Source organism: Paenibacillus sp. YIM B09110, assembly GCF_037167145.1.
Taxonomy (GTDB): domain Bacteria; phylum Bacillota; class Bacilli; order Paenibacillales; family Paenibacillaceae; genus Pristimantibacillus.
In genome coordinates this window covers 19,531-41,026 of the sequence record NZ_JBANSP010000024.1, presented here as the reverse complement: position 1 = coordinate 41,026, position 21,496 = coordinate 19,531, and the positions used below count along the sequence as shown (strand labels likewise).

At 49.8% G+C, this 21,496-nt stretch carries 20 protein-coding genes; 5 read left to right on the top strand and 15 right to left on the bottom strand.

All coding sequences use genetic code 11. From position 1 onward, the window contains the following. Positions 1–55: 55 nt before the first annotated feature. A complete protein-coding gene (locus V8F51_RS25440) occupies positions 56–1,324 on the bottom strand; it encodes an ATP-binding protein (RefSeq protein WP_337103343.1) in 1,269 nt (422 codons plus the stop codon). A gap of 243 nt (positions 1,325–1,567) precedes the next feature. On the opposite strand from V8F51_RS25440, the gene V8F51_RS25435 reads away from it, so the two are divergent. Next, positions 1,568–2,227 carry a hypothetical protein gene (locus V8F51_RS25435; RefSeq protein WP_337103304.1) on the top strand — a complete coding sequence of 220 codons (660 nt, stop codon included), beginning with the start codon at positions 1,568–1,570 and terminating at the stop codon, positions 2,225–2,227. Between the two features lie 73 nt (positions 2,228–2,300). On the opposite strand, the gene V8F51_RS25430 is transcribed toward V8F51_RS25435, so the two are convergent. Both V8F51_RS25430 and V8F51_RS25425 read right to left on the bottom strand, forming a co-directional pair. Next, a complete protein-coding gene (locus tag V8F51_RS25430) occupies positions 2,301–2,483 on the bottom strand; it encodes a hypothetical protein (RefSeq protein WP_337103303.1) in 183 nt (60 codons plus the stop codon). Then, positions 2,464–3,114 carry a phosphatase PAP2 family protein gene (locus tag V8F51_RS25425; RefSeq protein WP_337103302.1) on the bottom strand — a complete coding sequence of 217 codons (651 nt, stop codon included), beginning with the start codon at positions 3,112–3,114 and terminating at the stop codon, positions 2,464–2,466. The genes V8F51_RS25430 and V8F51_RS25425 overlap by 20 nt, the downstream gene beginning before the upstream one ends. A 126-nt stretch (positions 3,115–3,240) precedes the next feature. Between V8F51_RS25425 and V8F51_RS25420 the strand changes: the two genes are divergently transcribed. The 3 genes from V8F51_RS25420 to V8F51_RS25410 are packed head-to-tail and all read left to right on the top strand — an operon-like array spanning position 3,241 to position 6,090. Next, on the top strand, positions 3,241–4,107 hold the full coding sequence (locus V8F51_RS25420; protein ID WP_337103301.1) for a class I SAM-dependent methyltransferase: 867 nt from the start codon (positions 3,241–3,243) through the stop codon (positions 4,105–4,107). Further along, positions 4,107–4,823 carry an RluA family pseudouridine synthase gene (locus V8F51_RS25415; protein ID WP_337103300.1) on the top strand — a complete coding sequence of 239 codons (717 nt, stop codon included), beginning with the start codon at positions 4,107–4,109 and terminating at the stop codon, positions 4,821–4,823. The genes V8F51_RS25420 and V8F51_RS25415 overlap by 1 nt, the downstream gene beginning before the upstream one ends. Before the next feature lie 46 nt (positions 4,824–4,869). After that, positions 4,870–6,090, top strand: a complete 1,221-nt coding sequence (locus tag V8F51_RS25410) for a CapA family protein (protein WP_337103299.1) — start codon at positions 4,870–4,872, stop codon at positions 6,088–6,090. A 62-nt stretch (positions 6,091–6,152) separates the two neighbouring features. Here the strand turns inward: V8F51_RS25410 and V8F51_RS25405 are convergent, their stop codons facing one another. Then, a complete protein-coding gene (locus V8F51_RS25405; RefSeq protein ID WP_337103298.1) occupies positions 6,153–7,181 on the bottom strand; it encodes an NAD(P)-dependent alcohol dehydrogenase in 1,029 nt (342 codons plus the stop codon). Positions 7,182–7,265: 84 nt separating this feature from the next. Further along, entirely contained in the window at positions 7,266–7,670 is a 405-nt protein-coding gene (locus tag V8F51_RS25400) for a MarR family winged helix-turn-helix transcriptional regulator (RefSeq protein ID WP_337103297.1), read from the bottom strand. A 237-nt stretch (positions 7,671–7,907) separates the two neighbouring features. Between V8F51_RS25400 and V8F51_RS25395 the strand changes: the two genes are divergently transcribed. Next, a complete protein-coding gene (locus tag V8F51_RS25395; RefSeq protein WP_337103296.1) occupies positions 7,908–8,075 on the top strand; it encodes a hypothetical protein in 168 nt (55 codons plus the stop codon). Here the strand turns inward: V8F51_RS25395 and gyrA are convergent. From gyrA to V8F51_RS25345, 10 genes are all read right to left on the bottom strand, one after another. Further along, positions 8,056–10,518 (bottom strand): DNA gyrase subunit A, encoded by a 2,463-nt coding sequence (gyrA, locus tag V8F51_RS25390; RefSeq protein WP_337103295.1) that lies wholly within the window; start codon positions 10,516–10,518, stop codon positions 8,056–8,058. The genes V8F51_RS25395 and gyrA overlap by 20 nt on opposite strands. Before the next feature lie 14 nt (positions 10,519–10,532). Further along, the gene (parE, locus tag V8F51_RS25385) at positions 10,533–12,503 is read right to left on the bottom strand and encodes a DNA topoisomerase IV subunit B (protein WP_337103294.1); all 1,971 of its coding nucleotides are present in this window, start codon (positions 12,501–12,503) and stop codon (positions 10,533–10,535) included. Between the two features lie 47 nt (positions 12,504–12,550). After that, positions 12,551–13,537 carry an ABC transporter permease gene (locus tag V8F51_RS25380; RefSeq protein WP_337103293.1) on the bottom strand — a complete coding sequence of 329 codons (987 nt, stop codon included), beginning with the start codon at positions 13,535–13,537 and terminating at the stop codon, positions 12,551–12,553. Further along, positions 13,530–14,483, bottom strand: a complete 954-nt coding sequence (locus V8F51_RS25375; RefSeq protein ID WP_337103292.1) for an ABC transporter ATP-binding protein — start codon at positions 14,481–14,483, stop codon at positions 13,530–13,532. The genes V8F51_RS25380 and V8F51_RS25375 overlap by 8 nt, the downstream gene beginning before the upstream one ends. A gap of 24 nt (positions 14,484–14,507) precedes the next feature. Further along, positions 14,508–15,332: a GDSL-type esterase/lipase family protein gene (locus V8F51_RS25370; protein WP_337103291.1), complete on the bottom strand. Its 825-nt coding sequence runs from the start codon at positions 15,330–15,332 to the stop codon at positions 14,508–14,510. A gap of 161 nt (positions 15,333–15,493) precedes the next feature. Then, positions 15,494–16,546: an ABC transporter substrate-binding protein gene (locus tag V8F51_RS25365; RefSeq protein WP_337103290.1), complete on the bottom strand. Its 1,053-nt coding sequence runs from the start codon at positions 16,544–16,546 to the stop codon at positions 15,494–15,496. A 103-nt stretch (positions 16,547–16,649) separates the two neighbouring features. Then, a complete protein-coding gene (yjfF, locus tag V8F51_RS25360; protein WP_337103289.1) occupies positions 16,650–17,615 on the bottom strand; it encodes a galactofuranose ABC transporter, permease protein YjfF in 966 nt (321 codons plus the stop codon). Further along, on the bottom strand, positions 17,608–18,636 hold the full coding sequence (locus V8F51_RS25355; RefSeq protein ID WP_337103288.1) for an ABC transporter permease: 1,029 nt from the start codon (positions 18,634–18,636) through the stop codon (positions 17,608–17,610). Before V8F51_RS25355 ends, yjfF begins: the two co-directional genes overlap by 8 nt. Positions 18,637–18,640: 4 nt before the next feature. Further along, positions 18,641–20,155: a sugar ABC transporter ATP-binding protein gene (locus V8F51_RS25350; RefSeq protein WP_337103287.1), complete on the bottom strand. Its 1,515-nt coding sequence runs from the start codon at positions 20,153–20,155 to the stop codon at positions 18,641–18,643. Between the two features lie 87 nt (positions 20,156–20,242). Then, positions 20,243–21,253 (bottom strand): ABC transporter substrate-binding protein, encoded by a 1,011-nt coding sequence (locus tag V8F51_RS25345; protein WP_337103286.1) that lies wholly within the window; start codon positions 21,251–21,253, stop codon positions 20,243–20,245. Positions 21,254–21,496: the final 243 nt, after the last annotated feature.

The following is a 21,496-nucleotide window of genomic DNA, read 5'->3' as shown; positions in this document are numbered from 1 at the left end:
TGAAAACAGTCCGCTTCCCTTGAGGAACGGACTGTTTTATTTCATGAGAGCTTGTCTATGAAAAGGTGCTTCTGAATAAATGAAAAGTTAAAGTGACCTTCGTACCCGCCCCGGGGTTACTCGCGAATTTAATTTTCCCGCTCATTGCCTCTATTAGTCTAATGGAGATGAGCGTTCCTAGTCCTGTACCGCTTTCCTTCGTTGTAAAGAAAGGTGTGCCGATATTCGCGATCGTCTCCTCCGACATACCAATTCCTGTATCGACAATTTCGATCAGACCCAGATCGCCATCCTTCTTACCTCTGATCGTCACCGTTCCCGATTCCTCAATCGCTTCCACGCCGTTCTTGATCAAATTAATGATAACCTGCGACAGCTTTGTCTTATCAGCCATTATGTATAGCTCTTCCTCGGTTATAACGAGCTTAAGCTCTACATTTTTGATGAGGCCGTAGGAATACATCATTTCCACCGTATGCTGAAGAAAGTCCGGCACATGTAATTTCTCCATATGTTCGACATGCGGCTTGGCAAGGTTTAAGTAATCCGTAATTATGAACTCGGCACGCTCAAGCTCTGAGAGAGCGATTTGCAAGAAATTTTTTTTGTTATCGTCGGCGGTTTCCTTAAACAATTGGAGAAATCCTTTCACCACGGTTAACGGATTTCTCACCTCATGGGCTACGGATGCTGCCAATTGGCTGACGATCTTCAGCTTCTCGCTTTGCTCCAATTCATGACGCATGGCGTTCCTCTCGATCATATTCTCATAGAGAAGCGAAGAAACAGCGATGCTGAACAGGGCAAGAACGCCAATGATGAGGAAGAATAAAACACCCTCCGACTTCCAAACTAACTCAATCTGATTCGCTGACGTGTAATAAAGCAATATCGCGCTAATGATTCCGTTGGAGTAGAGCGTGAGCGCAATGCTCGTGTATACCCTTTTTTTAGGCGGGTAGTTAAGGAAGGACTTCGCCATCAAAAAACACGGCAGAGCGAACCAAAGGAAACAAACAAGGGCGATAACGATATCATCACCGCCAACTGTGACACGGTAGAGGAGCATGACAATCGAAGCCACTATGCCCGACAAGTAATTTCGTCCGCCATATAATATCGCTACCAGGATAGGAATCAATCGCAAATCCCATTCGAAACCTTCGGTTATCGTTATCGTCAATGACATGCATAGCACGGATGATAAGCCGAATAGCAATCCATTTAATATGTAATAAATATTGCGTTTAGTGAACCGTCTGTTCGTATAAAAAAAGGAGTTTATAAAGATCGGAAACAAAATAATAATAACATGGATAAACATTTCGTTCATCATAGTAAGAAGATAAATCCTCCCCTACATCTTTTCTATATACGAACGATTATCAATTAGAACTAAAGTCCTATAACTACTAACGCTATAATATCACATTTGTACGAGATAGAAATCACACATTCACAAAATTTTAAATGAATCCCATTCCATTATGAATGTAACGTGTCCGTGTATATCAATGTTAGGTACTTCTATCGTTTAGGCGCATATAATGAACGGATATTGACAGAAATGAGGGAAAACATGTACTTGTCCGATATTAACCAGGATTTGCTCATGCGGGAATGGACACCAAGCCTGGAGGAAGCATCGACCATCTATAATTACAATGGAGCAACTTATGTTCTGACGATGCGCAAACTAAATGGCCGTCAAGATGTAGACCTGTCGACTGTTGAATCCGCTCCATCAGAAAGGACGAAGGATGTTAAGCTTGAGAAGACAATCTCAACCTTTTACGGACTTACGCAAGGGGTAGATCAATTGAATTATTACTACAACCGAATCGATCTCGACGGCGATCAAACGCCTGAAGTTCTCGTATATTTGAAGGGATCGACCCTATGCGGATCAGGCGGCTGCAGTGCGGTTGTGCTCAAGCAAGAGGTACCAAACGGCGATTACGCCGTCGTCTCCAGGTTCACGCTAGTTCAACCTCCAATCATAGTAAGCAGCCAAGTGAGTAATGGTTGGCATGACATCATTATGCAAGTATCCGGCGGCGGAAGCGGGCTGACCGCTTATCATCAGCTTGCCTTTAACGGTAACGGTTATCCGTTGAATCCTTCCACCTCTCCCCTCGTCCCAAGCGGCAGCCGGATTACGGGACTGTCTTTCTTTGCCGAAGCTGTTAACGGTACGTTCCCGGGCATCCCTCTAACGACTTTTTAATTCGTTCCTGACTTGCATGTATAACAAAACCGCCCACGGCACTAAGCCATGGGCGGTTGGTTCATTTGCTTTCCTATTTTTGCAAGCGGTATGTATAGTTGCAGAACTTGCATTGGAATAACACGCTGTCTTCACCAAAAATAACAGCAAGCCGCTCCTCGTCCTCTACCTCGATATATTCCCTTCTTTGTTCGTCCTGATCTCCCGTTGCGAAAAATCGGGTCGTATTGCCGCACTCACATTCGAAGTTCATCATTGGTACGTACACCTCTTTGCTTTTTGTTGGCTAACAGCATAACAGCTTGTACACCTGATATAACGGCTGATCCTGCTGCGAAGCCGCCGATAATATCCGATATGTAATGGACGTGAAAATATACCCGGCTAAGTCCCATCATCACAATTACAACTACCGCTGCAAGGCAGACAATCCCTTTGCTCCTTTTGCTTGCGGTTCGAGAATGTACAATAGCGATTGCAATCATTCCGAACATGACGATGGCCAGCATCGCATTTCCGCTTGGAAAGCTTGCTCCGTCAGCAGTGATCCCCCATGCTTCCTCAGGTCTTATCCGGTCAAACCCTTTCTTCAATAACGTGTTCATAATGAACGCAATGAGTACGGAACCAATGATCGATACGCCTCTCCAAATCCCTTGTTTCCAAGAAATCAGTATCGAAGCGAGCAGCGTTATGCCTGCAATGGCCGCCGTCGATCCCACATAGGAGAATAGCTTGAACAGCGCCGTTGCTCTATCCCCTTTCAAATTCGCCATAACGCGCTGAACGCTCTGATCAATGGCGCTTCCCCCGCTGCTTGGCAGCGTTACTGCGAGCAGCGCGAAGACAATAATGGCTGCCGCTAGAACTGCAATCCAACCTTTCATTTGCTTCTGAATAAATACCAGCCTCCAAATCATTCGTTTCATTGATTCATAAGTGATGCTTCGATATAATAATCGATGACATGATTATAATACAAATTTGAAGTCAGGGAAGGGTTACGAACAAACATGTATGTTGCAGATCAATGGAGAGACTATGAAGTTATAGATACAGGCGGCGGCGAGAAGCTCGAGCGCTGGGGCAGCCATATATTGCGCCGACCCGATCCTCAGATCATTTGGCCGATTGCAGATGAGAGCGGATTATGGAAGAAACCGGACGGACATTACCACCGCAGCAACTCCGGCGGCGGTCAATGGGTCATGAGCTCAGGGCTTCCTGAACGTTGGACGATCTCATATGGCGAGCTGTCGTTCCATATCAAACCTACCAACTTCAAGCACACCGGACTATTTCCGGAGCAAGCTGTTAACTGGAGCTGGATGATGGATAAGATCCGATCTGCAGGCCGTCCTATCCGCGTACTGAACCTATTCGCCTATTCCGGCGGAGCTACTGTTGCAGCAGCCGCTGCAGGCGCTGACGTATGCCATGTAGATGCAGCCAAAGGCATGGTGCAATGGGCAAAAGATAATGCACAGCTATCTGGCCTCGAGTCCGCGCCGATTCGTTACATTACGGACGATGTGTTCAAATTCGTTCAACGCGAGCAGCGTCGAGGCCGCCAATACGATGCCATTATTATGGACCCTCCATCCTATGGCCGCGGACCGAACGGCGAGACATGGAAGCTGGAAGAGAATTTATTCCCGTTCCTCCAATCCTGCATGTCGATATTGTCGGACAAGCCGTTGTTCTTGCTCATTAACTCCTATACGACGGGACTGTCTCCTTCTGTCCTGCATAATCTGCTGCACATTACGATGAAATCCAAGTTCGGCGGCGAGATCAACTGCGGCGAGATTGGCTTGCCAATTACAAAGTCAGGGCTTAACTTGCCATGCGGCATATTGGGACGCTGGGAGTCCAACTAATGTCTATTCCAGTGTTATTCGAAGACAATCATTTGCTTGTCGTTGTGAAGCCTCCCGGCATCCCTTCGCAGGAGGATGAGACGGGCGATCCGGATATGCTTACGCTGCTGAAGCAGGACTTGAAGGAGCGCTACAACAAGCCTGGCAATGTGTTTCTCGGCCTCGTCCACCGTTTGGACCGGCCGGTAGGCGGCGCTATGCTGTTCGCCAAGACATCCAAGGCTGCTTCGAGACTATCGGAGAGCATTCGGAGCCGCAGCTTCGGAAAAACGTACGTATGCATCGTGCAGGGTACGCCTTCCGAGCAGCAGGCTACACTTAAGCATTACATTCGCAAAGATACGAAGCGAAATCAAGTAACGGTCTATAATCAGCCTGCAGAGGACGCTAAGGAAGCGATCCTCTCCTACAAGGTCGCTGCGTCATCCGGCAAACATGCGCTTGTCGCAATTCGTCTGCACACCGGTCGGCCTCATCAAATAAGAGCACAAATGTCGCATATCGGTTGCCCGCTCGTAGGCGATCTGAAGTACGGGGCAGCCAAGACAGCTGGCATTAGCGATATCGCGTTATGGTCTACTTCCATATCCGTAGAGCACCCGGTTACGAAAGAAGAGCTGTTATTCACTTCCTCCCCTAGCGGTTCTGTTTGCTGGGACTGGTGGTCTACCGACCAGCTGGAGCGTGCCTCTACTCTACTCATTACGCCTGAATAGGAAGGACTAGCCTACTATGCGACGTAAGCGATCACGACAGCGGCTTATGATTTTTCAATCGATTTTGCTATTATTAGCGATAGCGGGAATTGTGTTTATTTATTGGAGCTATACGAGCGGAGACACAGACACGACCGAACAGCCAAGCCAATCTCCAACCGCCGTTCATGAACAAACGCCAGAGCCTACCGAACCTCCTACGCCTGCTCCGACCGAGCCGCCGCAGCCCGTATTTTCGGAGGCCGTTTGGATCGCAGTAGGCGATGTGATGATGCACTCGCCGCAATTGCCTGGCTCTTACGATCAAGCGACGAAGCTGTACAACTTCAATCCGTACTTCACTGAAGTGAAGCCTTTATTTGCCGAAGGCGATTGGGTAATTGCGAACTTGGAGACACCTGTCGCGGGCAAAAAATACGGCTACACCGGCTATCCAAGCTTCAATGCACCTTCAGAGCTGATTGAAGCCCTCCAGAACGCTGGTTTCAACCTGCTGACGACTGCGAACAACCATTCTCTTGATAAAGGCGAAGGCGGCGTGCTAGGGACGTTAGAAACGCTAAAGGATTACGAGATAGAGCATACGGGAACAGCCGCTTCGCAACAGGAAGCCGATCAATTGCTCATCGCAGAGCGTAACGGGATCAAGATGGGACTGCTCGCTTATACGTACGGCACGAACGGCATTCCAATTCCGACCGGCAAAGACTACTTGGTCAATAGGATTGATGAACAGAAGATCATAGCAGATATGAAACGATTGCGAGAAGCCGGTGCTGACTTCGTTACCGTCTCCCTCCACTTCGGAAACGAATATCAGACGCAGCCAAGCGAGGAGCAGAAGCATCTTGCCAGATCGCTCGTTGCAGCTGGAGCGGACATTATTGCAGGCTCTCACCCGCATGTGGTGCAGCCTTATGAAGTTATCGAAACGACCGATGAGAACGGCCAAGCAAGAAAAGCACTTATTATATATTCCATGGGCAATTTCATTTCTAACCAGCGCGGCGATTCCAAAGATTACGGCGTCATATACAAAGTTCATATTCGTAAAAATATGACCGACGGCTCAATCGAGCTATCTGAAGTCGAGTCGATCCCGACTTGGGTTCACCGCTATAAGCCTGACAATGCGTTCCGTTATCGTATATTGCCGCTCGAGCAGACGGTTACCGCCGCATCTGATCCTATGTTAACGAAAACCGACTTCGCGACATTGAGAAAAGATTACGAAATGCTTCGCAAACGACTGGACTCTATGAAATAAGTATCGATAAGAAGCGGCAACCAAGGACTGAAATAATGTCCGTGATTGCCGCTTCTTTTCGCTTACTCGTTTTTCATGCTTATGATGACTTTCCCTTTCGCACGGCCTTCTCCAAAATAACGGAGCGCCTGAGCCGCATCGGATAGCGGATACTGACGATCAATGACAGGCACGACTTGCCCCGCTTTGACCAGATCGATCCAAATCATTTGGTCGTCATGATTCGGCTTGTGCACGAGGACCGCTACTTTCTTCCTTCCAAGCCAAGCAAACAGCGGTGACGCCAACACAGTCAGGAGAATACGAGGCAATGGGCCACCGATCATAACATACGTGCCGCCTTTCATAAGCGCGTGTTGCATCGCGAAGACTGAACGGTTCCCGACAACATCGAGGATCAGATCGTATCGAAGTCCGCTTGAGGTGAAGTCATCTTTCATATAATCCAACACATAATCCGACCCGATGGAAAGCAGCATTTCCAGCTTCTCGGCTCTGTCTACGCAAGTCACTTCTGCACCGAGCAATTTGGCATACTGGACGGCAAACGTACCGACTCCTCCACCAGCACCATTGATCAAAACCCGATGACCCTCTCGCAAATTCCCTTTATTGCGCATGCCCTGCAAAGCTAGTACGGCAGCCTGAGGAATAGCCGCTGCCTCCTCGAAGCTTATACCCTCAGACTTTAGCGTCAAGGCCTCCTCGTTGGCACTTACATACTCAGCAAATCCGCCCCAGCCGCAGCCGCAAAGGTCTCCGAACACTTCGTCCCCCGGTCGGAATCGCTTGGCAGCGGCACCTACGGCGATTACGCGCCCCGCGATGTCCGCGCCAAGAATGCGGTAACGAGGTTTGCGCAGCCCGCCAAGGCGGGTAATGTACGGTTTACCGCGGAGGAGATCAAAGTCCCAGGAATTGACCGAAGCCGCATGAACCTCGATCAACACTTCATGGTCCTTCGGCACAGGGACATCTACCTCTTCCAATCGGAGCACTTCCGGTGATCCGTAGGATTCATAGACCAACGCCTTCATTATGCGTGTTCCTCGCATACCGGGAAAGTTTGCAGCTTCTATCTCAGCTCTCATGACCGTCCTCCTTACAATCACTTAATAGAAACATGAAATAAGCTGCCCTAGCAGGGGCAGCTTATATGTACACTCTTGATTCATCTATGCGTTTGCGACTTTACCCAGCAAATAGACAAGCAGCTGTTGATTATGCGCGGATATACGGTCCAACGATTGCCCGATCATTTCGCCGCGCAGAGCAGATCCTCTGCCGGCCTCGGCTTGTCCCTTCTCCGATACGTTTACCCACACAATTCTACGGTCATTGTCGTCTCTAGTACGTACGATCAATTCATTACGCTCCATCCGATCCAGCAGCGTCGTAATTGCAGCTGGCGTTGTAGCCAAATATTGCAGCAGGTCAGATGGCTTCATCGGCTGATGCTGCATAAGCAGCTCCAACACATTTAACTGGCCTTCCGTTAAAGGAGCAAGCGATTCTTCCAAACTGGATTTCCACTCGCGCGACAGCTTAGTCCACAACTTGGTAAATTCATCAGATACCATTATCTCACACCCGCCTCCTGGCAATTTTCACCTATTCGTAATTTTATTATAGCAGTGTTCAATGTCGATTAAAAGATTAATCCAATTAATAATTTGCGAGATTAATCGATAAAATGCTGAACGTTTTGACAGCATTAGACATACAATGTGACGAAGGCCCAGTACTGTGTGAATGCCACTAGTTCCTTAGTAGGCGAAGGCAAAATCGCTGGATGATTATGAGGAGTGTGATCCAACGTGGACCAGAAAATTGCGGAAATTATCCGAAAGGCAAAGGCTCTAGGCATAATAAAAGACCCGCAATGGCTGGAGAAACCGGATGAACCGGTGCCATTGTGGGTCATGTTGGAGGCTTTATTGGAAGTGATCGAGAAGCTCGACCCTCCTAATCGGCCTTTTGATTGATTTCAATCGTCGTCCGAACAAAAGCGGAAACAATAACATCATTTTTGTCTACCGGGAACATAAGTCTGCCGATCGACTTGCGATCCTCGATTGGCGCTTGCTCGGAATTGACTTGCAACTTCGCTCCTGATGTCGTAATCGCAACGATATCAAGCGGATTGCGGCAGTAGAATCCAGCAGCAAGTGTTGCGCCATTCGGACGAACACGCTTGCCTTCCTTAAATTCAAACGTTTGTACGCCTTTGCCGCCCCGTCCTTGAATTGGATAATCGAGCAACAGTGAACGTTTCGCATAACCTATATCGGAGATGACCAGCACTTCACCTTCATCGTCAGCAACCCACTCGGCGGCAACAAGCTCATCGTCGTCCTTAAGCTGGATGCCTCTTACGCCAGTCGCTACTCTGCCCATCGGATTTACTTCCGCCTCCACGAATCGGATACTCATGCCGTTTTTCGTTACCAGCAATATTTGCTTCTCTCCGTCGCTTAACGCGACCTTGATCAGCTCATCGCCCTCGGCAACCTTACAAGCCGCGACCGCTGTAGACCTTGTTGTTGCATATTCCTTCAGCTCAGTACGCTTTACTTGTCCCCGCTTCGTCACGAAGACGAGCGACACATTCGCCGCATTCATGTCCTTCACCGGAATGACGCTTATAATCGAATCATCCTTTGGAATCGGTACAATATTGACGATTGCCGTACCGGCATCCTTCCACTTGAACTCAGGAATTTGATGGACAGGCAGCAAGTAATATTGACCCTTGCGCGTGAACAGCAGCAGATTGTCGATGGTGTTGACCGGCAGCAGCTCACGAATGACGTCGCCATCCTTGACTCCGGCATTGTCAATCTCGCCGCCAGATCTCGTATACGACAACATACTAGTTCGCTTGATGTAGCCCTGCTGGCTAAGCGTCACTAGCACATCCTCAGGAGTTACGAGAACTTCAAGGTTAACTTTAAGCTCCTCTACTTCGCCGCGGATATCGGAGCGGCGATCAATGCCGTATTTATCACGAATCTCTATTAATTCATCCTTAATGACGCCGATTAGCTTCTTCTCGCTGTCGAGAATGGAACGCAAGTAAGCGATTTTCTTCTGCGCTTCCTTAAGCTCCTTCTCAAGCGACGTAATCTCTAGATTCGTCAGCCTATAGAGCTGCAAGGTCAGGATCGCGTCTGCTTGACGCTCGGTGAATCCGAACTTAGCAACGAGATTCTCTTGCGCGTTGGCACGATTTTTCGACGCTTTGATCGTCGCAATCACTTCATCGAGCAGATTAAGCGCTTTAACGAGACCTTCTACGACATGCGCGCGATCTTCAGCCTTCTCAAGCTCGTATTTCGTCCGATAAGTAACCACTTCTTTTTGGTGAGCAATATAAGCGTCCAGCATTTGCTTGATACCAAGCTGCTTCGGCGTCTTATTAACGATTGCAACCATATTAAAGCTATAGGCAACCTGAAGGTCCGTCTTCTTCAGCAGATAGGCAAGAATGCCTTGCGCATCGGCATCCTTCTTGAACTCGACAACGATACGCAGGCCGTTCCGGCCGCTTTCGTCGCGAACTTCAGCGATGCCTTCCACTTTCTTCTCGAGTCGGATATTTTCCATCGCCGTTACAAGACGCGACTTCACGATTTGATATGGAATCTCGGTAATGACAAGCTGCTGCTTGCCGCCTCTCATATCCTCTATGACTGTTTTCGAACGAAGATAGATTTTGCCTTTGCCCGTCGCATAAGCGTCACGGATGCCTTCCTCGCCCATGATGATGCCGCCAGTAGGAAAGTCAGGTCCTTTGACGATTGCCATCAGCTCTTCTAGCGTCGTGTCTGGACGAGCCATGACGACGATACAGGCATCGATAATTTCCCGAAGGTTATGAGGCGGGATTTCCGTTGCGAAGCCGGAGGAGATGCCGCTAACCCCGTTAACGAGCAAATTCGGATATCTCGAAGGCAGCACGACCGGCTCCTTCGTCGTATTATCGAAGTTGTCTTTGAACATGACGGTGCGCTTGTCGATATCACGCAGCAGTTCCATCGCGATAGGCGATAGTCTTGCTTCCGTATAACGCATAGCCGCCGGCGGGTCATCATCCTGCGAGCCCCAGTTACCGTGTCCGTCGACGAGCGTATGCGCCATCTTCCACGGCTGCGCCATCCGCACCATTCCATCATAGATAGATGCGTCGCCATGCGGATGATAGTTGCCCATTACGTCGCCGACCGTCTTAGCCGACTTGCGATATTGCTTGTCCGGCGTATTGCCTGAATCGTACATCGCGTATAGAATACGGCGTTGTACCGGCTTCAAGCCGTCGCGCACGTCGGGAATTGCACGATCTTGAATAATATATTTCGAATAGCGGCCGAACCGGTCGCCTACGACTTCTTCCAGAAACGCCGGCAAAAACTGTTCCAGCATACTCATACGTCAATTTCCCCCTACTCTTCGTATTCCGTAAAGTCGACATTCTCGATAATCCAGCGCTTGCGCGGATCGACCTTGTCTCCCATTAACGTCGATACGCGGCGCTCCGCCTTCGCGGCGTCTTCAATCTGTACTTGAAGCAGCGTGCGCGATTCCGGGTCCATCGTCGTTTCCCAAAGCTGATCGGGGTTCATCTCGCCGAGTCCTTTGTAACGCTGAAGATCATAATTTTTGCCGTATTCCTTCAAGTAATTTTGCAGCTGCTCGTCCGTCCATGCGTATCTAACCGTCTCCAGCTTACCTGATTTGCGTGTAATCTTGTAGAGCGGCGGCTGTGCGATATAGATGCGGCCAGTGTCGATAAGCGGCTTCATATAACGATAGAAGAACGTAAGCAGCAGCACCTGAATATGCGCGCCGTCCGTATCGGCATCGGTCATTATGATGATTTTGTTGTAATTGCTCTCTTCGGCTTCGAACTCCGGTCCGACGCCTGCGCCAATCGCCGCAATAATCGCTTTGTACTCGTCGTTCTTCAGAATGTCGACAAGCTTCGCCTTCTCCGGATTCATCGGCTTGCCTTTGAGCGGCAAGATCGCTTGGTGCTTCGAGTCGCGGCCTTGCTTAGCCGAACCGCCAGCCGAGTCGCCTTCGACGATAAACAGCTCATTGCGAGTGACATCCTTCGACTGCGCAGGTGTCAGCTTGCCGCCTAGATTGGAGCTCTCGCTCTTCTTCTTGCCGCTGCGAATTTCTTCACGCGCTTTGCGCGCTGCCTCGCGGGCTCTTGACGCTTGTACCGCTTTCTTAAGCAGCATCTGCGCAACCTGCGGATTTTCCTCAAGGAACACCTGCATCTTATCCGATACAACCGCGTCAACCGCGCTTCGAGCGGAAGCGCTGCCGAGCTGATCCTTCGTCTGACCGACGAATTCAACCTCGGACATCTTAATGTTGATGACTGCCATCATGCCTTCGCGGAGATCATTGCCTTCTAAGTTCTTATCCTTCTCTTTCAAAAGCGCTGCCTTGCGCGCATAATCGTTCATTACGCGAGTATAAGCTGTCTTGAAGCCGGTCTCATGCGTACCGCCGCCGCGTGTCGGGATCGAGTTAACGAAGGAAGCGATCGTCTCGGTATACCCGTCGTTATATTGCAGCGCTACTTCCACTTCAATCTCGTCGCGTTCACCCGCGAAATGGATGACTTCATGCAGCACCGTCTTGTCATCGTTCAAAAATTGCACGAATTGACGCGCTCCGCCCTCATAATGGAAGACGTCCTGCTTGCCGCTTCGATCATCCTTAATCGATACTTTGAGCCCTGAGTTCAGAAAGGCAATTTCTTGCAAGCGCTCCGACAATGTGTCGTAGCTGACGGATGTTCCGCTTTGGAATACGCGGCCATCTGGCTTGAACGTTACCTTCGTCCCTGTCCGGTTCGTCGTTCCGGTCACTTCTAGACCGGTAACAGGCTCGCCGACGTGCTCCTTGCCTTTATCATCGACCCAATATTCGAACCGCATTTTATGTACTTTGCCATCGCGGAAGATTTCCACCTCAAGCCATTCGGACAAGGCATTCGTAACCGATGCGCCTACACCGTGCAATCCGCCCGACTTCTTATATCCCCCGCCGCCGAACTTGCCCCCTGCATGCAAGATCGTGAACACAACCTGCGGCGTCGGAACACCGGTCTTATGCATGCCGGTCGGAATGCCGCGCCCGTTGTCATGTACCGTAATCGAACCGTTCTTATGCAGTGTCACATCGATCGCCGAGCAGAACTTGGCAAGATGCTCGTCCACCGCGTTGTCGACGATTTCCCATACGAGATGGTGAAGACCGGAGCTGCTCGTACTTCCTATGTACATGCCCGGGCGCTTGCGGACTGCCGTCAAGCCTTCCAGGACTTGTATATCATCGGCCTCATAATTACGGTCTTGGGCCGTCGTATTAGTGAAGAGATCTATTTGCTCTGACATGAGCGTCCCCCAATCCAAAATCACGTTTCGCATATCTTCAAGCTATTTTAATTCAAGATGTCCTGTTTCGTAAAGACGCCAAAGGAAACGACCAATCCGCAAATCCCCCAAATCGCAAGCACGACAAGGGAAAACGGGAGCGACATTCCTTCAATCGGCGGCGGCGACCCGTCAAGGTAACCCGTTAGATTCAAGTTAACAGCGAACAAATATTTCGCGCTCGTCCACGAGGAAGACATATTAGAAAGAATCGTGCCAGTGATGATCGATGCCATCATCGTCAGCATGCTTGCCGCTGTACTGCGTATAAGTACCGACACCATGAGTGCTAGAACCGCTATGATTATCGCGGAATACCAGACAAGTCCAGCTTGCATCAGCATATATTGCCACTGCGGAACGGCATGCGCCCCGCTGCTGTCAATCGTTCCTTGGGCCATTCGAAACCCGGTGAAGATCGGCAAACCCCAACCCTCATACCCAAAGAACAAGCCTGAAATACCATAGCACAACAATGCCGTTACGACAACAGTCAACGATGCATATAGGACTAAAGCGCATAGCTTGCTGAACAGCACTTTCCATCGCCGAACAGGCCTAGTGAGCAGCAGCTTGATTGTTCCGCTCGTCCTCTCCCCTGATATTAAATCCGATCCAAGCGCGAGTATGAGCAGCGGAATAAAAAGCGTTACCGAATTGTTCAGAAATCCTCTTGTGAACGTAACCGCATTCGGAGCGCTCGGGTCTACATCATGATCCAAATAATATTGGAGCTGGCCCAGAAGGACGCGCCTGCTGCGCTTCCATTCCTCTGGAATGCGATCGCTGGATAGCGTATTCTCAATATCGGTCATCCGCTGCAGCACTTGACTTCGCCAATCCGTAAATTTATCGGCATTATTCTGCGCAACCTTAAGCTCAGCATAGGTGAAAATAGGAATTAAAGCTAACAATATCGCGATAATGACATAAAATCTTTTTTTCTTCCAAATCTTCAATGTCTCGTTCTGAATGAGCGGCAACAGTTTATGCAAGCGTTTCGCCCCCTGTCATGCTAAGGAACAACTCTTCAAGTGTCGGTGCGATCGGCAGAGCCGCAAGCACGCCTACTCGATGCCGTACAAGTATTTCTATCAACGGGGCTATAAGCTCCTTGGACATCACCGTAACGATAGCGCCTGGCAGAGAAGCCAGGATAGCCTCATCCAAGCGATGCTCATGATCAGAGACGAACTGTACCTGTCCCGTCCCTTCAAGTAATTTCCGTCCTGCCTCCGGCTTTTCCAACTGCCACACCACATAACTTTCCGCCTTCTCCACAAGCTCCTCTACTGAACCTTCAGCGATAACACGCCCTTCGCTAATGATAGCGACTCGGTCGCAAAGCAGTTGAATCTCGCTTAACAAATGGCTGGAGATCATTACACTTAGTCCTTCTGCGGCAAGCTGCCTAATAAATTCGCGAAGCTCCTTAATCCCTTTCGGATCGAGTCCGTTCGTCGGCTCATCGAGAATGAGCAGCTTAGGCTGTCCCAGCAGCGCTTGCGCGATACCTAATCGTTGGCGCATGCCAAGCGAATACGTTTTCACTTTATGATGAATGCGATCGTCAAGTTGGACGATCCGGGCAACCTCTCTAATACGCTCCTCCGTAACGTTATCCAACATGCGAGCGGAGAATACCAGGTTGTCCCAGCCTGTTAAATAAGTATAGACCTCGGGATTTTCTACAATACATCCGACATGACTAAGCGCTTGCTCCGGATGCCCCGCTATATCATGACCGCAGATACGCACCGTGCCCGACGTCGGCTTAATGAGTCCGACAAGCATCCTTATCGTCGTTGTTTTGCCGGATCCGTTCGGACCTAGAAAACCGAATATTTCGCCCTCCCTGATCTCGAAGCTGACATCCTCAATAATCGTCCTGCCTCTAATCTTCTTGTGAAGTCGATGTACCGCCAGAACTGCTTCCTTCATTGCTCTCTCCGTCCTCTTCGAGCCTTATTCCAATCCGCTCACAATACGTTCGGCTATCTGCTTGTACCCTTCATGATTCGGGTGAAAATGATCCTCTGACAGCCGCTTCCCAATTTGACGTTCAAATAGGTCGAACGTTGGAATCATCATCATATTAGGATGCTTATGCAGAATGGTATAGGCGTTCATATTCCATTGCTGCACTTCCAGGCTGCCATTCCTAAGCTGCTCTACATCGTAAAAGGGATTGTATAAGCCGATATATACGATTGTCGCATCGGCATTTATCGTATCTATTGCATGCACGATCTTCTCGAAGTCGTCCATTGTCTTCGTTAACGCAGTCATCATTGATGCGATTTGCAGCGCAGACATCGGACGCCCCTTGTTAGCTGCTCTGGCAGATTGAAACAGATCGTTGCCCCCGATCGTGAACAGGATGAGATTCGCACCTTTTATAGCTTGCCGATATCCGCTGCCAAGGTCCAGCTTCTTGCTCAGCTCGCTGGTCAACATGCCGTTAATCGCCAAATTATTGACGATGCGAACCGGCTTGCCCAGCTTTTCTTGCAGGCCGGCTGCCGCCAGCTTCACATAACCTTCACCTGACGTATCCCCTGTTCCCTTCGTTAACGAATCGCCGAAAGCGACGATTCTAATTTCCTTCGCTCTCTCTAGCGGCAGTAATGCGCTAGCTTCCGGTTGCTCGGTTCGATCAGGCGTCACCTCCGATGCTGCCGGATAAAGCATATCCTTGATTGCCCATCCGAAGCCCAGCAACAGACAAGCTGTCGAAGCGGCAGTCATTACCGCTATTATCGGCCATAATAATCGAGAAGAAGTCATCATTAACCACGCACCTCGGCCTCTCATCTAATCCTTGTGTCAACCTGTCTCTGTTACCATGTTTTACAAAAAAGCGGGAATTATGTGATAACACGCAAAAAAAAGAAGAGCACCTCTATCGCGCTCTCCTGTCATTGCGAGACATGTTAATTAAACATCAATCTCTAATATTTGCGATTGCCGACTTCCTTCTCTGCCATCTGCTCCGTAAATACGCTCTCGGATGAGACGATCCTCTTCGGCAGCGTTCGGCCTGCTGCAAGCTCCTGAACAGCCTGCATTACATTAGGCCCGAGCAGCGGATTACACTCGACAACGCAGTTAATTTGGCCTAAGACCAGCTTCTCGAACGCCTTGCGCGTGCCATCAACCGATATAATAACGATGTCTTTGCCTGGACGAAGTCCGTATTCCTCAATCGCTTCGATTGCCCCCAGCGCCATATCGTCATTATGGGCGAACAGTACACGAATCTCGCTGCCATGCTCCTGCAGGAAACCTTTCATGACCTGCTTGCCCTTCTCCATCGTAAAGTCGGCCGCTTCGCTGTCCAGCAGTTTATATTCGTCGTGGCCCGTAATCGTGTTCTGAAATCCTTTGCCTCGCTGTATTGATGGCGATGATCCCTCTGTCCCCCGCAGCTCCACAAACCCGATCGGCGCTTGTTGGTCGCGCATCTTATCGAGCAAGTATTTGCCTGCCTTCACGCCTTCCTCGTACAGATCCGCACCGATATGTGTAACATACAAGGACGGATCGTCAATATCGATAGAACGATCGGTTATAATGACGGGAATGCCCGCTTGCTTCGCTTCCTTCAATATTTCGTCCCATCCCGAATGAACGACCGGTGCAACAGCAATGACGTCAACGCGCTTCTCGATAAAAGAACGGATCGCCTCGAACTGCTTCTCTTGTGACTGCTCAGCATTCTCGAACAGCAGCTCGATGCCCGCTTCTTCAGCCGCTTCTTTAATGGAGGTCGTGTTCGCTTCTCTCCAATCGCTCTCCGAACCCAGCTGAGAGAAGCCCAGTACCAACGGACGGGCGGGCGGATATACCTCGGCTGAAGGCTCTTCTGCATTATCTTGACTTTGCCATTCAGCTTCTATCGCTTGTTCATTGGAAGGGTTATTGTCTCCCGCCAAGCAGCCCGAGGCCGTTAATAGAATAACGATTGCAAGACCAAATATGTACCATCCCAGCCTACGCTTCAACCATGTCCCCCGCTTCCGCAACCTTAGTTCCCATGCTGCATGATTTTTAGCTCCATTGTACATTAGATCTAACAGATGCGCGAGACAGCGCGAACCCGTTTTCTTACATTTTATGAATGGAGCGTCTAGCGCTAAGCAGCCGTTGGAACACGATAAACAGAAACAGCAGCAGACCAATGACGATTTTCGTCCACCAAGAGCTTAACGTTCCTTCGAAGCTGATAATCGTCTGAATGACGCCTTGAATCATGACGCCGAAGAACGTCCCAAGAACATACCCGAAACCGCCCGTAAGCAGCGTTCCGCCAATGACGACAGCAGCGATGGCATCGAGCTCCAGTCCAACCGCATGCAGGCCATAACCCGATAGCATATAAAAGGTGAATACGACACCTGCCAGCGCCGAGCAGAAGCCGCTGAACGTATACACTAGAATTTTGGTGCGCGCGACAGGAAGACCCATGAGCAAAGCTGATTGCTCACTACCTCCAATCGCATACGTATTGCGCCCAAATCGCGTATAGTGCGCCAAATAAATTGCGCCTGCCACTACGAGCAAAGCAATAACAACGCTGATCGAGATAAAGTGGCCGCCAGGCATCTCAATCTTCGTCTGCGCTACACTTGTATAAAAGCTGTTATCGATCGTTATCGTATTGATACTGATGACATAACAAAGTCCGCGCGCGAGAAACATGCCTGCGAGCGTGGCGATGAACGGTTGGATTTTGAAATAATGAATGATTGCGCCCATAGCGCTGCCGAACAAGCTGCCGATCAGCAGCACAAGTGGAATAACGACGGCCGGCGGCCAACCTTGCTGCTGAACGAGCGTTGCCGAGATCATCGTCGTTAGCGCAATCATCGACCCGACAGACAAGTCGATGCCCCCGGATACGATGACGAAGGTCATTCCTACCGCTGCGACAATCAAGAACGCGTTATCGATGAGCAGATTATAGAGTACTTGCATGGAGAAAAAGCCCGTGTATCGGAATGAACCCGCCGCGAACATAAGCCCCAGCAAGCAGACGGTTATCGCAATAGGCAAATATTGTTTCTTAAGCATGGCGCTTCACCTCCTGTTCGAGCGGATACTTGCGCATTTTGAACCGCTGTACGAGCGATTTGCGGAATGCCTCCGATTGAACTAGGCATACGATTAAAACAACGATTGCTTTTACAACTAACGTAATCTCTGGACGAACGCCAATAATATAAATCGTTGTCGTGAGTGTCTGAATAATTAGAGCGCCGATGACGGTGCCCATCAAGTAGAAACGTCCGCCATTCAGCGATGTGCCGCCAATAACAACGGCAAGAATGGCATCAAGCTCATACCATAACCCGGCATTATTGCCGTCCGCGCTGGATACGTTCGAACTTAGCAGCAGCCCGGCAACCCCTGCGCATAATCCGCAAAATACATACACGGCGAACATGACTGCGCGTGAACGTATGCCCGCCAGACGGCTTGCAGTCGGATTGCCGCCGACCGATTCAATGAACATGCCAAGCGCCGTACGCCTGGTGAGCAGCACGGCGGCAAGCATGACGATGAGTACGACATAGATGGAGAATGGCAAAGACCCCAATGCTCCTGCACCAATGTAGTTATACGTGCTGCTATTCACGGTAATAATCTGTCCCCCTGATATGAGCTGCGCAACTCCGCGTCCCGCAACCATCAGAATCAATGTGGCAATAATAGGCTGAATGCCGAATACAGAAACGAGCAAGCCATTCCAAAGGCCTAGCACAACCGAAACGAGAAGCGCCAGTGAAACAGCGAGCAGGACGAGGCTGAGTCCGTTCTGATCCGATCCTTTGCTAATTAACAAACAAGCGATTGCCCCCGATATGGCCACGACCGAGCCAACGGACAAATCAATGCCTTTGGTTGCAATCACAAGCGTCATGCCGATCGCAACCAATATAAGCGGCGCGCCGAAATTCAGAATGTCGATTAAGCTGCCGTACATTTGCCCATTCCTCAGCTCGATTCGGAAAAATGCCGGCGAATACAACAAATTGAACAGCAATAATGCGCCGAGTACGGTCAACGGCCAGAATAAGTGATGCTTTACCATTCTCTTAACCTCCTGCGATGGCCTGCATCACTTGCTGCTGGCTCATTTCATCATCTGTCATTACTTTTACAACATGCCGATCGCGCAATACCGCGATTTTATCGCTGACGCGCAGCACCTCCTCAAGCTCCGAGGAAATGAACAGCACCGACATCCCCATCTCCGCAAGCGAGAGCACAAGCTTCTGAATTTCGGCCTTAGCCCCAACATCAATGCCTCTCGTTGGTTCATCTAGAATAAGCAGCTTCGGCTCGGTTAGCAGCCATCTAGCTAGAATGACCTTCTGTTGATTGCCGCCGCTTAAGTTTTTGACGAGATGCTCCGGATTGGGGGGATTAATGTTAATCACCTTGATATATTCGTCCGCAATCTCATCCTGCTTCTTGCGGCTAATAGTCTTAAACCATCCGCGGCTCGCCTGCATAGCCAATATGATGTTTTCTCTTACGGTCAGCTCTTCAATGATGCCTTCCGTCTTCCGATTCTCCGAGCAAAATGCAATACCGTGATCGATCGCTTGTCTAGGCGAAGCGATGGCCCTCGTTGCGCCATGCACCGACAGCATGCCCTGATCGGAGCGATCCGCGCCGAACAACAGCCTTGCAAGCTCCGTTCGTCCTGATCCGAGCAGCCCGGCTAGCCCTACAACCTCGCCGTTGTGAATACGCAAATCAAACGGTTCAATGGCTCCTTTTCGGCCGAGCCTGATCGCCTCTGCCGTTACTTGAGACAGTTCTTTGCTCGCAGAACCATGGCCCTTCGGCAATTGCTCAAGCTCGACGAACGCCTTGCCAATCATCTTCGATACGAGCTCTATGCGGCTCAGCTCTGAGGCTGCATATTCACCGATAAACTCCCCGCCGCGGAGAATGGTAATGCGATCTGATATTTCATACACTTGATCAAGGAAATGCGTGACGAACAAAATGGCGAGTCCTTCTGACTTCAACTTGTTCATGACCTGGAACAGCTGCTTTACCTCATTGCGATCAAGGCTTGAGGTCGGCTCATCCAGAATAAGCACCTTCGCCGAAATATTAAGCGAACGCGCGATAGCGATAAGCTGCTGCACGGCTACCGAATACGCATTCAACGGCTTTGTTACGTCGATATGAAGCTGCAATCGCTCCTCCAGCAGCTTTTGGGCTTCCGCGTGCATCTGACTCCACCTGATTTTCCCGAAACGCCGAGGCTCTCTGCCGATGAAAATATTTTCCGATACGGATAAGTTAGGGCATAGATTAACTTCTTGATAGACGGTGCTAATGCCCGCAAGCTGCGCTTCCAACGGACTGTTGATATGCACGGATTTGCATGCAAGCTGGATTACTCCATTGTCTATGGAATAGACGCCTGTAAGCACTTTGATTAGTGTCGACTTGCCCGCACCGTTCTCCCCCATTAAGGCGTGAACCTCGCCTGGAAACAGTCGAAAGCTTACATCCGTAAGCGCTTTGACCCCCGGGAATTGTTTGTGTATGCCGCTCATGGTCAGAATCGGCTCTTGAATCTTCTTCATCGTTGCTTCTCCCTTCTATCGAGAAAAAAACCACCCGCATCCGTCCAGCATGAGAGTGGCTTATCTCTTGTCTCTATCCCGTAACGGTTAGTATTTGCGGTCAGGCAATGCTGCCTTCGCTTCCTCGGATGTGAATACGCCTTCTTCCGTCACAATGCGTTTTTCAATTTCCTTGCCTGCAAGAACGTCGTTAACCGCTTGCATCAATTGTGGTCCAAGCAGCGGGTTGCACTCGACGATGAAGTTGATCTTTCCTTCGCTTGCCGCGATGAAGCCGTCTTTCACGCCGTCAACGGAGATGATGATAATGTCTTCGCCCGGTTTAAGTCCCGCAGCCTCGATCGCTTGAATAGCGCCCAGTGCCATATCGTCATTGTGTGCATACAACACGTCGATGTCTTTATGCGCTTTCAGGAACGATTGCATAACCTCTTTCCCTTTGGCGCGAGTGAAGTCGCCTGTTTGCGAAGCAATCACTTTCAACTTGGAGTTGCCTTTAATGATCTCTTCGAAGCCAGCCTTACGGTCAATGGCAGGTGCTGAACCCGTCGTACCTTGCAATTCAACGATGTTCACATCTTCAGTCGCATCCTTGAACTTATCGGACAGCCATTGACCAGCGCGGCGTCCTTCCTCTACGAAGTCCGAACCGATGAACGTTACGTAAAGCGAAGTATCCTTCGAATCGACGGCGCGGTCGGTTAGAAATACGGGAATGCCAGCATCCTTCGCTTCCTTAAGCACCGTATCCCAGCCCGATTCGACGACCGGCGAGAACGCGATGGCGTCTACCTTCTGCTGAATATAAGAACGGATTGCCTTAATTTGATTTTCTTGCTTTTGCTGAGCGTCGGAGAACTTCAGATCGAAGCCCGCTTCCGTTGCCGATGCTTTGATCGATTCCGTATTCGCTGTCCGCCAGCCGCTCTCTGCTCCTACTTGCGCGAAGCCGAGCGTAATTTTTTTGTCCGAACCGCTTGCCGGCTTGTTCTCCCCTTTGTTGTTCGTACCTTCATTCGAACCGCCGCCGCATGCTGCCGCGAACAACATAAGTCCCGTCAGAGCAATGGCCGTTCCAAGCTTGCTTGCCTTCTTCATAGTTGTGTAACCTCCCTTTATCATCACCGTTCTTGCGGTGTGAGGTCATTATAAAACGCTTTCAATTGCTCAAGATACGGAGTTCCATAGGAGTTAGGTTTGATTTATTTGGCAGTTTGCGAGCAGTCTCAAAGGCTGGTTTGTTTTTATGTTCAAAAAGTGGAATTTTTGGTCATTGTCTGTGAAAGCGTAGCTGATCAAGCAGCAATTTGTTATAGTAATGATGATTATCATTTGTAAACG

What these genes read in the sequence shown, in the direction of transcription:
- V8F51_RS25430 (WP_337103303.1), bottom strand. Translation starts at nt 2,483, where the DNA reads ATGATGAACTTCGAATGTGAGTGCGGCAATACGACCCGATTTTTCGCA.
- V8F51_RS25345 (WP_337103286.1), bottom strand. Translation starts at nt 21,253, where the DNA reads ATGAAGAAGGCAAGCAAGCTTGGAACGGCCATTGCTCTGACGGGACTT.
- V8F51_RS25410 (WP_337103299.1), top strand. Translation starts at nt 4,870, where the DNA reads ATGATTTTTCAATCGATTTTGCTATTATTAGCGATAGCGGGAATTGTG.
- V8F51_RS25435 (WP_337103304.1), top strand. Translation starts at nt 1,568, where the DNA reads ATGAGGGAAAACATGTACTTGTCCGATATTAACCAGGATTTGCTCATG.
- V8F51_RS25420 (WP_337103301.1), top strand. Translation starts at nt 3,241, where the DNA reads ATGTATGTTGCAGATCAATGGAGAGACTATGAAGTTATAGATACAGGC.
- V8F51_RS25440 (WP_337103343.1), bottom strand. Translation starts at nt 1,324, where the DNA reads ATGTTTATCCATGTTATTATTATTTTGTTTCCGATCTTTATAAACTCC.
- V8F51_RS25375 (WP_337103292.1), bottom strand. Translation starts at nt 14,483, where the DNA reads ATGAAGGAAGCAGTTCTGGCGGTACATCGACTTCACAAGAAGATTAGA.
- V8F51_RS25425 (WP_337103302.1), bottom strand. Translation starts at nt 3,114, where the DNA reads ATGAAAGGTTGGATTGCAGTTCTAGCGGCAGCCATTATTGTCTTCGCG.
- V8F51_RS25400 (WP_337103297.1), bottom strand. Translation starts at nt 7,670, where the DNA reads ATGGTATCTGATGAATTTACCAAGTTGTGGACTAAGCTGTCGCGCGAG.
- V8F51_RS25355 (WP_337103288.1), bottom strand. Translation starts at nt 18,636, where the DNA reads ATGGTAAAGCATCACTTATTCTGGCCGTTGACCGTACTCGGCGCATTA.
- V8F51_RS25370 (WP_337103291.1), bottom strand. Translation starts at nt 15,332, where the DNA reads ATGATGACTTCTTCTCGATTATTATGGCCGATAATAGCGGTAATGACT.
- V8F51_RS25405 (WP_337103298.1), bottom strand. Translation starts at nt 7,181, where the DNA reads ATGAGAGCTGAGATAGAAGCTGCAAACTTTCCCGGTATGCGAGGAACA.
- parE (WP_337103294.1), bottom strand. Translation starts at nt 12,503, where the DNA reads ATGTCAGAGCAAATAGATCTCTTCACTAATACGACGGCCCAAGACCGT.
- yjfF (WP_337103289.1), bottom strand. Translation starts at nt 17,615, where the DNA reads ATGCTTAAGAAACAATATTTGCCTATTGCGATAACCGTCTGCTTGCTG.
- gyrA (WP_337103295.1), bottom strand. Translation starts at nt 10,518, where the DNA reads ATGAGTATGCTGGAACAGTTTTTGCCGGCGTTTCTGGAAGAAGTCGTA.
- V8F51_RS25415 (WP_337103300.1), top strand. Translation starts at nt 4,107, where the DNA reads ATGTCTATTCCAGTGTTATTCGAAGACAATCATTTGCTTGTCGTTGTG.
- V8F51_RS25350 (WP_337103287.1), bottom strand. Translation starts at nt 20,155, where the DNA reads ATGAAGAAGATTCAAGAGCCGATTCTGACCATGAGCGGCATACACAAA.